We start from the raw sequence: 14,903 nt of genomic DNA, 5'->3' as shown, positions 1-14,903 counted from the left end.
ATGGCGAATCCATGCCACCCTTGTCCGCCCCTGTCGCCGTTGCCGCATCGAGATCGATCCGCAACTCCTTCGACGGCTCCGCCCGGCCGCTTCGTTCGTCACATTCACAAGTGCCGTACGAAGAGGGGGAGATCGCATGAGTCGACAGAACGCGGCGGCCGACGGGCGCCGCAGGGCCAGGTTCAGCGCCACGATCGCGGGGCTGCTCGTCGCCGGACTGGCCGTCGGCGGCTGCGGCGCGTCGGGCGGGACGACCCGTGACGTGTCACGCGCCGAGGGCGGCCGTACCGCACCGGGCACCTCCGGCGGCGGGGCCGCGCAACCGGGGTACGTCGCCCCCGGTACGGCGTCCCCCGGGGCCGACGCGGCCGCCCCCGGGGAGGGCGAGCAGCGCACCCGGCCCCCCGCGCCCGACTACCTCTCCACCTTCGCCCTCGACGTGGACACCGCCTCGTACGGCTACGCCCGCCGCGCCCTCTCCGAGGGCCGGCTGCCCGAGCCGGCGACCGTGCGCCCCGAGGAGTTCGTCAACAGCTTCCGCCCCGACTACCGGCGTCCGGCGGACAACGGCTTCGGCGTGAGCCTCGACGGGGCCCGCACCGGCCGGGACGGCTGGTCACTGGTCCGGGTCGGGCTCGCCACCCGCGGCGCGGACCGGAGCGGCGAACGCCCGCCCGCCGCCCTCACCTTCGTCGTCGACGTCTCCGGCTCGATGGCCGAGCCCGGGCGGCTCGACCTCGTCAAGGAGTCCCTCGGGCTGCTCGCCGGCGAGCTCCGCGACGACGACTCGATCGCCCTCGTCACCTTCAGCGACGAGGCCGAGACCCGGCTGCCGATGACCCGCGTCGGGGAGGCCCGCGGCCGGATCCGCGAGGTCGTGGACTCGCTGGCGACGACCTCGTCCACCAACGTGGAGGCGGGGGTGCGCACCGGTTACGACGTCGCCGTCGACGGCCGCCGCGAGGGCGCCACCAACCGGGTCGTGCTGCTCTCCGACGCCCTCGCCAACACCGGCGAGACCGAGGCGGAGACGATCCTGGCCCGGATCGACGAGGAGCGCAGGGCGTACGGCATCACCCTCTTCGGCGTCGGGGTCGGCAGCGAGTACGGCGACGACTTCATGGAGCGGCTCGCCGACAAGGGCGACGGCCACACGACGTACGTCTCCACCTCCGCGCAGGCCCGGAAGGTCTTCGTCGACCAGCTGCCCGCCCACGTCGAACTGCGCGCCCGGGACGCCAAGGCGCAGGTCGCCTTCGACCGGCGGACCGTCGAGAGCTTCCGGCTGATCGGGTACGAGAACCGGGAGGTCGCGGACGAGGACTTCCGGAACGACCGGGTGGACGGCGGCGAGGTCGGCGCGGGCCACACCGTCACCGCGCTGTACGCGGTGAAGACCCGGCCCGGGGCGACGGGCCGGGTCGCCACCGCCACGGTCCGCTGGCTCGACCCGGCCACCAGGGCGCCGCACGAGCGCTCCGGCACGGTCGCGGTCGAGGCGCTCTCCGCCGGCCTCTGGGACGGCGGTCACGACAGCCTGCAACTGACCGCGATCACCGCCTACTTCGCGGACGCCCTGCGCGGCGGCGACCTGCCGGGCGGCCCGGGGCTCGCGGCGCTCGCGCAGCGCGCCGAGGCGATCGCGGGACGGTCCGGCTCCGCGGTGGTCCGGGAGCTCGCGGAGGCCGTCCGGCAGGCCGAGCGGCTGCTCGGGCCGGGCGCGGAACCGGGCGATGGAGCCTCGCACGAGGGAGAGTTGAGGTCGGGTGATCCGTACAGCTGACGCGTGGGGCGGGTGGCGGGCCAGAATGGCCGCATGGCCACCCTGCTGCTCGCCCTCGCCGTCGGATGCACCGGCCTCTACGCCGGTTTCCTGCTCATCTTCCTGACCGGGATCATGCCCGCGCTCGCCCGTCTGACGGACGCCGAGTTCGTCACCGCGATGCGCCGCATCAACGAATGCGTGCCGAGGGCCGTGTTCATGCTCGTCTTCTTCGGCGTTGTCGCCCTCCCCGCCGCCGCGTTCCTCGTCCCCGTCGACGGGCGTACGGACACGCAGAAGTGGCTGGTGCTCGCGGGGCTCGTGTGCGCGGCCCTCAACCACCTGGTCACGGTCGCCGGAAACGTCCCGCTGAACGTGGCGCTCGCCGCCTCGGAGCGCCCGGGAGGCGCGGCGGGCGAGGACCCGGCGGCCGTCCGGGCCGCCTTCGAAAAGCGGTGGAACGGTTTCCACCGCGTCCGTACGGCCCTGATCGTCGTCTCGTTCGGCCTGCTCACCGCCGCCGCCGTGCTCTAGCCGGCCTCCGCCGTGTTCGAGCCGGCCTCCGGCGACCCTCATGCGGAACCGTACCCACCCGCCGGTTTCTGGCGAGAAATCGCGGGTGGGTGCCTCTCCGGCATCCACAAGGACCCCAGGAAAGCGTACCTGCGAGTCCGGAAACATACTTTCGGCGTGCACAGGTCTGCGCCAGTGACGAAATCCTGACGGATAAATATCAGGACAAAGGGGGTGAATCACCCCGATATCCCGGGTTGGGATTCCGTACCCTCCGGTTTCTTATTGACATGCCTACGGGGGTCTTTTCTAATCAACGAGGGTCAACCCGCGCGCAGACACCGCACAGGCACTGAGGGGGCAAGGTGGACGTCCGGATCCTGGGGGGACTGTCGGTACGGGAGAACGGTGTGTCGATCACCCCGACGGCAGCCGCACCACGACAGCTGCTCGCCCTGCTCACCGCCAGCGCCGACCAGCTCGTCCCCGTGACCGTCCTGGCCGAGGAGCTCTGGCCGTCCGGCGCCCCGCGCGGCGCCCGCGTCGAACTCCAGTCGCACATAGCGGAGTTGCGCACCCTCATCGCGGGAGCGCTGCGCGGCGTCGACCCGGCGGAGCCCGCCCCGGGCTGGCCGGACCGGCGCACCGCCGACGCGATCCTCGTCTCCCAGCCCGGCGGCTACCGCCTCGACACCGGTGGTGGCGCCAACGACGTCTGGCAGTTCGAGCGCGCGGCAGGCGCCGGGTACCGGGCCATGGAAGCGGGGGACCTCTCGCGCGCCGCGATCCGCCTCGGCGAGGCGCTCGCCCTCTGGCGCGGCGAACCGTACGCGGGCGTCGCCGCCGGTCCCCGGCTCCGCCGCGAGATCGAACGCCTCGAGACCTCCCGCCTGAGCGTGCTCGACCAGTGGGTGGAGGCACAGCTCGGCCTCGGCCGGCACGCCGAACTGCTCTCCGAACTCTCCGGACTCGTCGCCCGCTACCCCACCAACGAGCCGCTGCACGCCCACTACATGGTCGCCCTGCTGCGCTGCGACCACCACGAAGAGGCCCTCACCGTCTACGAGCGGCTGCGCGCGGCCCTCGTGGGGGAGAGCGGCATGGAGCCCTCGGCGCGCCTGCGCCGGCTCCAGCGCTCGGTCCTGGCGGTACGGAACACCGCGGCCCGGTCCGTCTTCGGCCCGCGGATCCCCGCGGGCCCGCGGATCCCCGCCCAGTACGCGCCGGTGCGGTCCAGGCTCGTCCCGGTGGGCTCCCTCGTCTGAGGCCCCGTCCGAGACCCCTGTCCGGAGGCTCCACCTGAGGACCCGTCTGAGACCCTGTCCGAGGCACCGTCAGAGGACCCGTCTGAGACCCTGTCCGAGGCACCGTCAGAGGACCCGTGCGAGGCAGGTCCAAGACCCCGCCTGAGGGTCCGTCCGAGTGCCCGTCGGGAGTCGCGGGAATGAAGTGCGGCAGGTCACCGTTGACCGACTCCCGAAGCCGAATTAGTTTCGGCGAGCAGGACGGGTTTCCTCCCAGGTGCCCGATTTCGCTCTACTACGGGGGTGGGGGCCATGACCATGCACGGCGCGGACGGAGCCGGTGGTGCCGACGCGCTGCTCTCGGTCCTCGAACTGCTCGCCCGACAGGCCCCGCCCGCCCAGTTCGAGGAGCTCCTCGACGAGGCCCGCAGGACCGGTCTCCCCGACGACGGACTCGACCGTCTGGAGCGGGCCGTGAAGCTGGCCGGCGAGGTCCGCGCCGGGCACGAGCACGACGCGCGCCGCGAGGCCGGACTCGCCACCCTCACCGACACCGCGCGCGACCTGACCTTCTCCTACGACCTCGACAGCCTGCTCCGCGTCATCACCCGCCGCGCCCGCCGACTCCTCGGCCTCGACATGGCGTTCGTGACGCTGCGGGACCAGCACGGCAGCTGCCACGTCCACACCACCGAGGGCGCCCGCGCCGGACTCGACACCGGCCCCGGCCGCACGACGGGACCGCGCCTCGCCACCGGTCTCAGGATCGCCGAGGGGTACGGACTCGGCGGCGCCGTGCAGCTCCACGGGGAGCCCGTCTGGACCCCGGACTACCTCGCCGACGAGCGCTTCGCCCCCTCCGGCTCCCTCGACGCGGGCGTCCACGCACCCGCCTTCGACGAAGCGGCCGAGGCGGCCCTCCGGGCCGAGGGGCTCCACGCCATGATGGCCGCTCCGCTGCGCAGCGGAGACACCGTGGTCGGGGCCCTCTACGGGGCGGACCGGTGCGTCCGCGACCACACCTCCGAGGAGATCGGCCTCCTCGCCGCGCTCGCCGACCTCGCGGCCCTCGCCGTCGAGAAGGCCGGACTCCTCGACCGGACCCGCGCCGAGGTCTCCGAACTGGAGCGGGACAGCTCCCGCGTGCGGACCAGCCTCACCCGGATGCGGCACGTCAGCGAGGCCCACAGCCGCATCATGAACCTCGTCCTCGCGGGCGGCGACCTCGGCAACGTGGCCAAGGCCGCCGGGGACGCCCTCGACGCCACCGTCCTCATCCACGACCAGGGCGGCCGCTGCCTCGCCGGCGGAGACATCCCCGGCCTGGACGAGGAGGCCGTCGCGAAGGCCTCGCTCGACGCGCACGCCCGCCGCCGCCCGGTCCTCGCCGCCGACGACACCTGGGTCGCACCCGTCATCGCCGGCTCCGAGAACCTCGGCGGCCTGGTGATCCGCGCCGCGAGCGGGCTCACCGGCGAGGACGAGCGGCTCCTCGAACTCGCCGCCCAGGCCGTCGCCTTCCTCATCCTGATGCGGCGCTCCACGGCCGTCGCCGAAGGACCCGTACGCGACGAACTCCTCGACGACCTCATCGCGGACCCGCCGCACGCGCCGCAGCAGATCGCGCAGCGTGCCCGCCGCCTCGGCGTCGACCTGCGCAGACCGCACGTCCTCGTGCTGGCCAGGCCGGAGGGCGGCGAGCAGGGCCGGGCGGTCGTCTGGGCGTCCTCGTACGCGTACCGGCTCTCCGGCCTCAAGACCGTGCAGGGCGGCTGTCTCGTGCTGCTGCTCCCGGGCATCGACGCCTCCGCCGCCGCCAAGGCCGTCGCCGCCGAACTCTCCCCGCTCCTCGGCCATCCCGTCTCCGTCGCCGCCGCGGGCCCCGCCCAGAGCCCGGACGGCGTCGGGCGGATGCACCTGGAGGCCGGGCGCTGCCTCGACGCGATGAGCGCCCTCGGCGGCACCGGTTCGGCGGCCTCGGTGAACGACCTGGGCTTCCTCGGACTGCTGCTCTCCGACGACCACGACGTGGACGGCTTCGTCGAGGGGGCGATCGGGCCCGTACTCGACTACGACGCCGAGCGGTTCACCGACCTCACGCGCACCCTGGAGGCCTACTTCGCCTCCGGCTCCAGCCCCACGAACGCGGCCGAGGCGCTGCACGTCCACCCCAACACGGTCTCCCGCCGCCTGGAGCGGATCGGCGAACTCCTCGGCCCCGAATGGCAGAAGCCGGGCCAGGTCCTGGAGGTCCAGCTCGCGCTGCGCCTCCAGCGCACCCGCGAGGTCCTGGCCCGCGGGCGCGCCGCCACCGACCCGACCCGCCCGCCCGCTTCCTAGGGGGTGTCTTGCCGGGTCAGCTCGCCGAGCGCCTCGACCCGTAGCCGGGTTCGTAGGAGGCGTCCCACTCCGTCGCCAGGACCGTCGCCGCGTGGGCCGCCGATGCCAGCGTGATGTGACGGTGCCAGCCGCGGTACGAGCGGCCCACGAAGTCCCGCAGCCCCGCCCCCTCGCCGACCTCCACGAAGTCCCGCTCCACCCGCCGCGCGAGCTTGGTGAGCCGCAGCAGGGAGCCGACCGGGAGGTTGGTCAGATCGCTGATCCACACCCGGGCCGGGGCCCGGCGCGGGTCGTCCCACTCGCCGAGCAGCACCAGGGGCCGCATCCGCTCGCCGCCCGGCGTGGGCAGCGCGACCCGTACCGCCGTGGCGAGCGAGGTCCGCGAGGTCCGCGCACCGGCCACCGTGTCCACCCAGCTCACCGGCCTGCGCAGGCCCTTGAGCGACTCCAGGATCTGCTGCGCCGAGAGCGGCCCCGCGCCGAAGCCCGGCAGCGAACGGTCCGCGATCGCCAGCCGGGAACCCGGTCCGATCCGGGCCACGACCGGCACCCCGGCCCCGGCGAGCCGGGTGAGCGCCGCCCGCCCCGCGCCGCCCCGGATGTCGAGGAGCACCGGCTTGCGGGTGACGTCGGGCCAGCGGGCCGTGTCGAGCGCCGCGGCGACCGCGCACTCCTCCAGCGTCTCCTCGCCGGCCTCCTGGGGAACCTCAGCGCGGTCGCGCCGCGTGCGGTCGTTGACCCAGGGGTCCGGCAGGAACAGCCGCCAGTTGACGGGGACGCTCAGCTCGTCGCTCGCGAACCACACCCCGAAGGCCTGCTGGCCGTGGAAGACCTGGCCGCGCTCCGGATCGAAACGCCGGTCCACGCCCACCGAGTGCTCCCCGGCCTTGGGGATCGGCATGGGCCGGACCACCCAGGCCTGCGGGCAGCTGTTCCGCTCCAGGAACCGGGCGAGCGCCGCCCGCATGGGCTGCCAGTCCCAGGTCGAGCTGGAGACGAAGTGGTGCAGACTCTGCTCGGCCGCCGGCCCGCCTATCTGGGCGGCGATGTTACGGATCGACTTGCGGCCCTGCGCGGTGAGCAGGCCGTGCAGGTACTGCTCGGCCTTCAGGCGCTGGTCGCGGCGCGGGAAGCCGGAGAAGAGCGCGGAGCACAGCTCGGCGTAGGCCTCCTCGCCCGAACCGGCCGCACCGACGGGCCTGGCGACGCTCAGGGGAACCGTCAAGGAGACGGCCCCGGTGGTGGCCCTGCGCTTGGTTGCGACGGATGTACTCACGACACTCCTGCCCGAAGGTTGCGCAGCTCCCTCCCGCTGCTCCACCACCGTCGCTCCTCCCCGCCCTCCGGGACGAGGTGTACCCGGCACCCGAATCGGCCGCCGAATGGTGGTCGGACCACCTCCCCCTCCGTAACCGCAGGTCACAGCCGTCTCCACCGGACCGCGCCAGACCTCCGGCACGACCGTCCGGAATACCCCGCAGAGGGATCTGACAGACTCGCGGGCCCCGCTTTGACCGGTTGCGCGGAGTGGCCGGACCATCGCAGAGCGAGGCTGCACGGGCCGGTTCCCGGTTAATGCCCCAGGCCGGGGACCGTGCCTGTGCGCCTCGCCTCGACTTCCTCCGCGCTCCGGCGCCGCGCCCTGTACCCGGCCGCGGACCCGGCCCCCGGCCCCGTAACCTTCGGGGAATGGGACTGCGCGGAGAGCTTCAGGCCGTCGGGGCCGTCGCCGCCGGCGGCGCCCTCGGCGCGGTCGCCCGCTACGGCGCCTCGCTGGTGTGGCCGACCCCACCCCACGCCTTCCCCTGGACGACCTTCACGGTGAACGCGGTGGGCTGCGCGGTGCTGGGCGTCCTCATGGTGCTGCTCACCGAGACCCGCATCCGGGTGGCTCCCCATCCGCTGCTCCGCCCCTTCCTGGGCGCCGGGTTCTGCGGAGGGTTCACCACCTTCTCGACGTACGCGCTCGACACCCAGCGGCTGCTTGCCGCGGGCGATGTCACCCGAGGCCTCCTCTACCTGGGGGCGACCGTGCTCACCGCCCTCGCCGCCGTCTGGGCGGGGGTCGCCGCCACCCGGGCGATCGCACCGGTCCGGGTGACGCCCGCGTGAACTGGCTCTTGGTCGTGGCGGGCGCCGCCATCGGCGCGCCTTTGCGCTATCTCACCGACCGGCTGGCGAAGGCCCGCTTCGGCCTCGGCCTTCCCTGGGGCACGTTCGCCGTGAACGTCGTCGGCTCGTTCGTGCTCGGGCTGCTCACCGGCGTCTCCTCGGAGCGGCTGCACCTGCTGCTCGGCACCGGTCTGTGCGGCGCCCTCACCACGTACTCCACCTTCTCGTACGAGACGCTGAAGCTGTACGAGGGCGGGGCGAAGGGGTATGCGGCGCTGAACGTGGCCGGGAGCCTGGCCGCCGGACTCGGAGCCGTATGGCTGGGAGTCGAGACGGCGACCAGACTCTGGTGACGCGTCAGCGGACCGGTCGGCGGGCCCGGTCAGCGGGCGGCCGGGAACACCTTCGTCTCGACCACCGGCAGGCCCTTGACCCACCAGTGGTCGTAGCGACGGTAGACCAGCGGATCCCGGCCCGCCAGGAACGTCCCGAGTGCCCCGGCCTCCGCGGCCAGTTCCTCCCAGACCCGCGCCGGGAGCGGACGGAAGGCCGAGGCCTCGATCCCGCCGGCGACCGGCCGCCAGACCCCGGCGACGTACCCGTCCACGAGCAGCGTCGGCAGGACGTCGCCGTTCACACGGATCACCGCCTTGCGGTACTCGGGCGGGATGACGCGGCCGCGGTCGGCGTAGGCCAGCAGGACGCTGTCCCACATCGCCATCAGCCGGGGCGGGGCCGGGACGTCCTCGTCGGGCCGCACCGCCCCGGGCACGTCGTACAGGACCACCCCGTCGGGCCCCTCGAACCGGTCGAGCCGCCCTTCGAGCGTCCCCAACGCCGCCCGTATCCGGCCCCGTTGCGTCATGGAGAACTGCGCCATGTCCGCCACGGACGCCGGGCCGAACCCCTCCAGGTAGCGCCGGACCAGGACGGCCAGGCCCGCGGCGACCGCGTCCGGATCGGTGAGCTCCGGCCGCACGTCCGCCGCGACGAAGGCCTGCGCGGTGCCGTACGACCACGGCGGCCCCGTCGGGGCGTGCCACAGCGGCGCGTACTGGCGGATCATCCGCCAGGCCACGGACTCCACCGGGCCGCCGCGGCCCTCTTCGAGCCGGGCCAGCATCTCGGCTCCGGTCCGGGCCCGTTCGGCGTACGCGAGGAGTCCGGGCAGCAGCGCGTCGGCGTCGGCCGGCGTGAACCCGGCCGCCCTGAACCGGTGGTCGCCGAGGCGCGAACCGCGCAGCGTCGGCTCCATGCCCTCCCGGAACGCCCGGTAGTCCTCGACGTGCACCAGGTGCAGCGTGAGCCGCATCAGGGTCGTCCGCACCGCCCGGAACCGCTCCACGGCCTCGTCGAGCCCGCCCGGTTCAAAGCCCTCGACCCTGTTCCACAGGGCCACGTACGGCGAACCGGGCTGCTGCGCCTGGAGGGCGACCACGCGCCGCAGGGCCTCCTCGACGCCGACCGGCGCCCGCTCCAGCAGCAACTGGCGTGCGAGGGTGGAACGGTTGAGGGCGCGCGCGGTGATCACCATGACCCGATTCTCCCTCCCGGAGGCGCGGAACACTCCTGCCGGTGTCCCGTCGGTGATCTCTCTCGACGCCGCCGGTTCACCGGCCCCACGTCCGACGGCCACGCGGCCCTCACCCGCCCTCGTGACCATCGGCTGCATGACCTTCACCTCCCGGGCCGCGCGCCCGGCCGCCGCCGGTACGGCCGTCGCCCTCGCCGCCGCCGTCGCGCTCCTCGCCCCGACCACGCCGGCGTACGCCGCGGCCAACGCCGTTCCGACGTACGAGGTGAAGATCAACCTCACCGCGTCGGCGCTGGACTCGGCCCACGCCCCGAGCGCGGCGGTCAAGTCGGCGTTCGGGATCACCGGCTCCGCCAAGGCCCGTTCGTACAGCTACTACGACACCGACGGCCTGGACCTCGACGCCGCCGGGTGGAGCGTCCGTCTCCGCCACAAGAGCGGGTCCTCGTTCGAGGAGACGTACAAGAAGCGTTTCCCCGTCACGAACGGGGACATCGACGCCGCCCTCACGGCGGCCAACGCGGCCGGCTTCGACAGCGGTGACACCAACTACGAGGCCGAGATCGACTGGGGCTACGCCAAGCAGACGCTCAGCTTCAGCAACGAGAAGAGCCACAGCGCGAGCGGCTACTCGGGCACGTCGATGCCGACGAGCACGACCGGCCGAAGCTGGCTGGTCAACGACATCCCCGGCAAGCTGGAGGACTGGGGCACCGCCGACTGGGGCAGGAACACGCTCCAGCTCTCCCGCGCGCACGGCCCGGTGACGGCGAAGGTGTACGGCGGCGCGTGGGGCCCCTCCGACGACGCGAGCATCGAGGTGCTGCCGGTCGTCGGAGCGGACGGGACGGGCACGGAGTACGTCGTCGAGCTGTCGTTCAAGACCGACTCGTACGCCGACGCGGCCGACCTGCACGAGGACGCCATCGCCGTGGCCGAGGCCAACGGCTGGCTCCACCACGGGGACATCCTCAAGACGCAGCTGATCCTCGACCGCTACTAGGCCTGTCCGGCGGATCCTGGCCGGGGCCGCGGCGATTCGCCACGGGTATCCGCCACGGGTATCCGCCGTATCCGCCACGGGTATCCGCCCCGAACCGCCGTCGGAGACGCGCGTTCACCCAGGACTTGCCCGGCCGTCGCGCGCACGTGGCCCGGCGTTGCGCGCGGAACCGGAGCATGAGCCCGCGCTCAGCCCGCCCTCACCGGCGACCTTCCATGCATGTGTCCAAGGGAGTTCAGATGAATCCGCGTCTCCTGCGCCGGCCCGCCGCCGTGGTGCTTCCCCTCTGCGCCGCGCTCGCCCTCTCGGTGGTGGTGGGGACGGCCGACGCGACGCCGGCGCACCACGGCGCCACCGCGCGGGTCGTCTCCACCTCGACCCTGCCCGACATCCCGCTGGCCGCGTTCAGCAACGGCCTGCTCCCCGGCAGCGTCGACGACGACCGGGGCGTCGACCTGGGCGGCATCGGCAGCGACCTGTACCCGGCCGAGCGGCCCGGCGAGTACTGGACCGTCACCGACCGCGGCCCCAACGGCCAGATAGCCGTCGGCAAGGACAAGCGCCGCACGTTCCCCGTGCCCGGCTTCGACCCGGCCATCGTGAAGATCCGCGCGGTCGGCGGCCGCGTCCAGGTCCTGCGCTCCATCCCGCTGACCACGGCGTCCGGCGCCCCTGTGACCGGCCTGCCCAACCAGCCCGGCCGCGACGAGGCCCCGTACACGTACGACGCCTCCACCCCGCTCACGTACAACCCGAACGGCCTGGACACCGAGGGCATCGTGCGGGACCGGGACGGCAGCTTCTGGCTGGTGGACGAGTACGGGCCCTCGCTCGTGCACGTCTCCGCGAAGGGCCGGGTCCTCGCCCGCCACGTCCCGAAGGGGCTCGGCCTCACCGGCGCCGACTACCCGGTGATCGAGTCGCTCCCGGAGATCTTCCTCCAGCGCAAGATCAACCGCGGCTTCGAGGGCCTCGCGCTGCTCCCCGACGGCGATCTGGTCATGGCCCTGCAGAGCCCGCTGCTCAACCCCGACAAGGTCGCGGGGGAGAACTCCCGCACCACGCGTCTGCTGCGCTTCTCGACCCGCAAGGACCGGGTCACCGCCGAGTACGCCTACCGCTTCGACCCGGTAGAGGCCGTCGAGCCCGGCCAGACCAAGACCTCCGAGCTCAAGATCTCCGCCCTCGTCGCGCTCGGCGGCGACCGCCTCCTCGTCCAGGAGCGCACCGACAAGGGCTCCCGCGTCCACGAGGTCCGGCTCCGCCGCGGCTCGGACATCCTCGGCACCACCTGGGACACCGCCGCAGGACCCACCCTTGAGCAGCTCGACGACGCGGCCGCGACGGACGTCCCGGTCCTGCGCAAGCGCCTGGTCCTCGACCTGAACACGGTCTCGGGCGTCCCCGGCAAGATCGAGGGCATCGCGCTGGAGGGCTCCTCGACCCTCGTCCTGCTCAACGACAACGACTTCGGCATGACCGACGGCCCGGCGGCCTTCGACACGGCCGGCCGCCTGGTCGACAGCGACGTGGAGACCACCCTGGTCCGGGTGCGCCTGAACCGCCCGGTCCGCTGACCCCCTTCGGGGCGCCGGTCGCGGTGTCGACGACCACCGGCCCGTACAGCAGCCACGGGGCCGTGGTCCGGCTCTGTCCGGATCGAACTTCCCCACCGCGGAGTGGTTCGCCTCTGTCTGGCGCTACCCGGCCGGGGCACGATCGGTATCGCTATCGGCACCACCGACGCCGAGTCGGGAGTCACCCGTCCCGTGGGCTGATGGCCTCCACCAAACTCACCGCCCTCCTCAATCCCGATGCGCCCGAAAGCCTGGAGGCCCTGCGCGTCCCGGACGCCGACGACCCCGACTGTGACGCCGTCTACGACGCGACGACCTGGGCCTGACGAGTCACTCGGGACAGCGTGGGCCGGTCTGCCCGGGAGGAAGCCTCGGGCGATGCCACGTACGGAATGACAACCGTGTCGGCCGTCACTCGGCGAGGTGTTGTGGCGTCTGGGGGCCTTTCCCCGACTCTCCCGCCCCGGCCTAGAACCAGCCATGACCAGCGAAAAGACCCTCCCGAAGGAGGGTCTTCCGTTGTGCGCCCCCGGCAGGACTCGAACCTGCGGCCAAGTGCTTAGAAGGCACCTGCTCTATCCACTGAGCTACGGGGGCCGGGTGGTGGCCGTGTGGCCAGGAGCCCCTGGTGGGTGGGGTGTGCCTTGCCGGGACAAGGATAGGGCTCCGATCGCCTTGGCCCGGTTGCTTCACCTGCGTGGCACGATGTGGAGGTTCGGTGAAGCGGAACGATAATCGCAGGCAGGTGCGATTCGCGCAGCGCTTTTCACGCCACTCGGGGCGGGTGTTGTGCACTCGTTATGCCTCCGCTCCCGGTCGCCCTTTCTGTCTCTCGGCGCGCAGGGTGGCTATACGCTTCAAAAACACTCATAAATTGGGCATTCTTCGCATGTGGTGACCTTGGACGAACGGCCTCAGCTGATCGACGCACTCTCCGCCCTGCGCGACCGTGTCGCCGCCGTGCGTCTCCCACTCCCTCTCCCCGGCGCAGCACGCGCCCGGCAGACCCGGGCCGAGCTCCTCGCTCAGCTCGACGACTATCTGGTGCCCCGCCTGAAGGATCCCGACGCCCCCCTCCTCGCCGTCGTCGGCGGCTCCACCGGGGCCGGGAAGTCCACGCTCGTCAACTCCCTTGTGGGGCGGCGCGTCAGCGAGTCGGGGGTGCTCAGGCCCACCACCCGGACGCCCGTGCTCGTGTGCCACCCCGAGGACCACCACTGGTTCGCCGGGATGCGCGTCCTCCCGCAGCTCACCCGCGTCTGGCTGCCCCAGGCCGACGAGGAGCACCCCGCCGAGGAGCCCCCCGAGGAGAACGCCCTGCGGGTCGAGACCGCCGCCTCCCTGCCCCGGGGGCTCGCCCTGCTCGACGCGCCCGACATCGACTCCCTCGTCGTCGAGAACCGTCTTCTCGCCGCCGAGTTGATCTGCGCCGCCGACATCTGGGTGATGGTCACCACCGCCTCGCGGTACGCCGACGCCGTGCCCTGGCACCTGCTCCGTACCGCAAAGGAGTACGACGCCACCCTCGTCACCGTCCTCGACCGCGTCCCGCACCAGGTCATCGGCGAGGTCTCACGCCAGTACGAGGCGCTCCTCGACAAGGCCGGGCTCGGCAACGTGCCCCGCTTCACCATTCCCGAACTTCCCGAGTCCGCGGACGGCGGCAGCGGGCTCCTGCCCGACAGCGCCGTCGCCCCGCTGCGCGGCTGGCTCGCCCACCGCGCGCTGGACCCCGCCGCCCGGCAGCAGGCCGTCGGCCGGACCGCCTCCGGGGTCATCGACTCCCTCGACGCCCGGCTGCCCGAGCTGGCCGGCGCGGTCGCCGCCCAGTACGCCTCCGCCGTCCGGCTCGGCGGCGTCGTCGAGGCCGCCTACCGCGAGCAGGGCAAGCGGGTACGGCAGCAGCTGGGCCGCGGCGCCGTCCTCGCCGGGGACGCCCGCACCCGCTGGCGCGGCTACCCCCGCGACAGCACCGCCGACGAACTCCTCGACGCCCTCACCGAATCCCTCGCCGCCCTCCTCCACTGCGCCGTGGCAGCCGCCGAGGAGCGCGTACGGGACGCCTGGCACCGCGACCCGGCCGCCGAGGCCCTCGGCCCGCGGCGGACCGGCGGCGACCGGGAGGCGGGGGAGCGGATCGGCGTCGAGGCGCGCCGCTGGCACCGCGTCCTCGAAGAGCTGGCCGAGGAGGAGGTACGGAGCGTCGAGCGCCCCTCCAGCTCCCGCGCGGCCCGCACCGCCGCCCCCGAGGCCGAAACCGTCGCCGCCCTCCTCGCCGCCTCCCTCCTCGGCGGCCGGCGCACCCGCGCGGCCGGCGAGCGCCTCGCCGAACTCCTCGGCGCCCAGGCCGCCCTGCGCCTGCGCGACAAGGGCGGCGAGCTGGTCCTCTCGTACGTCGACCGCGTCCTGCACGCCGAGCGCGACCGGCGCCTCGCCCCGCTCGACGGTCTCGACGTCACCCCCGAGCCGCAGGCGGAGCTGATCGCCGCGCTCTCCGTACTGCAGAAGGAGAAGTGACGTGGTGGACGACGAACGAGACCGAGACCGAGACCGAGACCGAGGCCGAGACGGGGAGCGGGGCCGGGACCGGGGGTGGGGCAGGGACCGGGAGCGAGGCCGCGGTCGGGACGTGGACGGAGGCCGAGACCGCGAACCCGGCCGTGAACCTGGTCGCGAACCCGGCCGCGAACCCGGCCGTGAACCTGGTCGCGACCAGGGCCGCGACCGTGACCACCGCCCCGGCCAGGGCCCCGGCCAAGACCCCGACCAGGGGCGCGACCGCTGGGACGACGGGCTGATCGCGCGGCGCGCCAGTGAG

General features: G+C 73.4%; 13 protein-coding genes and 1 tRNA gene. 11 read left to right on the top strand and 3 right to left on the bottom strand.

Annotated features, from left to right (window positions below; translation table 11 throughout):
* Positions 1-136: 136 nt before the first annotated feature.
* From OG361_RS14205 to OG361_RS14190, 4 genes are all read left to right on the top strand, one after another.
* Positions 137-1,783 carry a von Willebrand factor type A domain-containing protein gene (locus OG361_RS14205; RefSeq protein WP_405853645.1) on the top strand — a complete coding sequence of 549 codons (1,647 nt, stop codon included), beginning with the start codon at positions 137-139 and terminating at the stop codon, positions 1,781-1,783.
* 33 nt (positions 1,784-1,816) lie between these two features.
* Positions 1,817-2,296, top strand: a complete 480-nt coding sequence (locus tag OG361_RS14200) for a DUF1772 domain-containing protein (RefSeq protein WP_405853644.1) — start codon at positions 1,817-1,819, stop codon at positions 2,294-2,296.
* Between the two features lie 344 nt (positions 2,297-2,640).
* Positions 2,641-3,540 carry a BTAD domain-containing putative transcriptional regulator gene (locus OG361_RS14195; RefSeq protein WP_405853643.1) on the top strand — a complete coding sequence of 300 codons (900 nt, stop codon included), beginning with the start codon at positions 2,641-2,643 and terminating at the stop codon, positions 3,538-3,540.
* A gap of 291 nt (positions 3,541-3,831) precedes the next feature.
* On the top strand, positions 3,832-5,859 hold the full coding sequence (locus tag OG361_RS14190; RefSeq protein WP_405853642.1) for a helix-turn-helix domain-containing protein: 2,028 nt from the start codon (positions 3,832-3,834) through the stop codon (positions 5,857-5,859).
* A gap of 16 nt (positions 5,860-5,875) precedes the next feature.
* On the opposite strand, the gene OG361_RS14185 is transcribed toward OG361_RS14190, so the two are convergent.
* Positions 5,876-7,135 (bottom strand): IS701 family transposase, encoded by a 1,260-nt coding sequence (locus OG361_RS14185; RefSeq protein WP_405853641.1) that lies wholly within the window; start codon positions 7,133-7,135, stop codon positions 5,876-5,878.
* Positions 7,136-7,548: 413 nt separating this feature from the next.
* Between OG361_RS14185 and crcB (OG361_RS14180) the strand changes: the two genes are divergently transcribed.
* Both crcB (OG361_RS14180) and crcB (OG361_RS14175) read left to right on the top strand, forming a co-directional pair.
* Positions 7,549-7,971 (top strand): fluoride efflux transporter CrcB, encoded by a 423-nt coding sequence (crcB, locus tag OG361_RS14180; RefSeq protein WP_405853640.1) that lies wholly within the window; start codon positions 7,549-7,551, stop codon positions 7,969-7,971.
* Positions 7,968-8,324, top strand: a complete 357-nt coding sequence (gene crcB / locus OG361_RS14175; protein ID WP_405853639.1) for a fluoride efflux transporter CrcB — start codon at positions 7,968-7,970, stop codon at positions 8,322-8,324. Before crcB (OG361_RS14180) ends, crcB (OG361_RS14175) begins: the two co-directional genes overlap by 4 nt.
* 29 nt (positions 8,325-8,353) lie before the next feature.
* Here crcB (OG361_RS14175) and OG361_RS14170 read toward each other — a convergent pair whose 3' ends face one another.
* Positions 8,354-9,505 (bottom strand): winged helix DNA-binding domain-containing protein, encoded by a 1,152-nt coding sequence (locus OG361_RS14170; protein WP_405853638.1) that lies wholly within the window; start codon positions 9,503-9,505, stop codon positions 8,354-8,356.
* 136 nt (positions 9,506-9,641) lie between these two features.
* Here OG361_RS14170 and OG361_RS14165 point away from each other — a divergent pair, with 136 nt between their 5' ends.
* From OG361_RS14165 to OG361_RS14155, 3 genes are all read left to right on the top strand, one after another.
* On the top strand, positions 9,642-10,508 hold the full coding sequence (locus OG361_RS14165; RefSeq protein ID WP_405853637.1) for a hypothetical protein: 867 nt from the start codon (positions 9,642-9,644) through the stop codon (positions 10,506-10,508).
* Positions 10,509-10,747: 239 nt separating this feature from the next.
* Complete coding sequence (locus OG361_RS14160; protein ID WP_405853636.1) at positions 10,748-12,085, top strand: esterase-like activity of phytase family protein; 1,338 nt, start codon at positions 10,748-10,750, stop codon at positions 12,083-12,085.
* A gap of 200 nt (positions 12,086-12,285) precedes the next feature.
* Positions 12,286-12,411: a hypothetical protein gene (locus OG361_RS14155; RefSeq protein WP_405853635.1), complete on the top strand. Its 126-nt coding sequence runs from the start codon at positions 12,286-12,288 to the stop codon at positions 12,409-12,411.
* Positions 12,412-12,609: 198 nt separating this feature from the next.
* Here the strand turns inward: OG361_RS14155 and OG361_RS14150 are convergent.
* Positions 12,610-12,682 (bottom strand) — tRNA-Arg (locus tag OG361_RS14150).
* Between the two features lie 303 nt (positions 12,683-12,985).
* Between OG361_RS14150 and OG361_RS14145 the strand changes: the two genes are divergently transcribed.
* A complete protein-coding gene (locus OG361_RS14145; RefSeq protein ID WP_405862247.1) occupies positions 12,986-14,602 on the top strand; it encodes a dynamin family protein in 1,617 nt (538 codons plus the stop codon).
* Complete coding sequence (locus tag OG361_RS14140) at positions 14,599-14,883, top strand: hypothetical protein (protein WP_405853634.1); 285 nt, start codon at positions 14,599-14,601, stop codon at positions 14,881-14,883. The genes OG361_RS14145 and OG361_RS14140 overlap by 4 nt, the downstream gene beginning before the upstream one ends.
* Positions 14,884-14,903 lie beyond the last annotated feature (20 nt).

The organism is Streptomyces sp. NBC_00090, from assembly GCF_045160815.1.
Lineage (GTDB): Bacteria > Actinomycetota > Actinomycetes > Streptomycetales > Streptomycetaceae > Streptomyces.
The sequence above is the reverse complement of the archived record's forward strand: the minus strand, read 5'-3'. Positions and strand labels throughout refer to the sequence as shown.

Bases quoted from the DNA above. Each gene is read 5' to 3' on its own strand.
- OG361_RS14205 (WP_405853645.1), top strand. From the start codon at position 137: ATGAGTCGACAGAACGCGGCGGCCGACGGGCGCCGCAGGGCCAGGTTC.
- OG361_RS14200 (WP_405853644.1), top strand. From the start codon at position 1,817: ATGGCCACCCTGCTGCTCGCCCTCGCCGTCGGATGCACCGGCCTCTAC.
- OG361_RS14190 (WP_405853642.1), top strand. From the start codon at position 3,832: ATGACCATGCACGGCGCGGACGGAGCCGGTGGTGCCGACGCGCTGCTC.
- crcB (WP_405853640.1), top strand. From the start codon at position 7,549: ATGGGACTGCGCGGAGAGCTTCAGGCCGTCGGGGCCGTCGCCGCCGGC.
- OG361_RS14170 (WP_405853638.1), bottom strand. From the start codon at position 9,505: ATGGTGATCACCGCGCGCGCCCTCAACCGTTCCACCCTCGCACGCCAG.
- OG361_RS14165 (WP_405853637.1), top strand. From the start codon at position 9,642: ATGACCTTCACCTCCCGGGCCGCGCGCCCGGCCGCCGCCGGTACGGCC.
- OG361_RS14160 (WP_405853636.1), top strand. From the start codon at position 10,748: ATGAATCCGCGTCTCCTGCGCCGGCCCGCCGCCGTGGTGCTTCCCCTC.
- OG361_RS14155 (WP_405853635.1), top strand. From the start codon at position 12,286: ATGGCCTCCACCAAACTCACCGCCCTCCTCAATCCCGATGCGCCCGAA.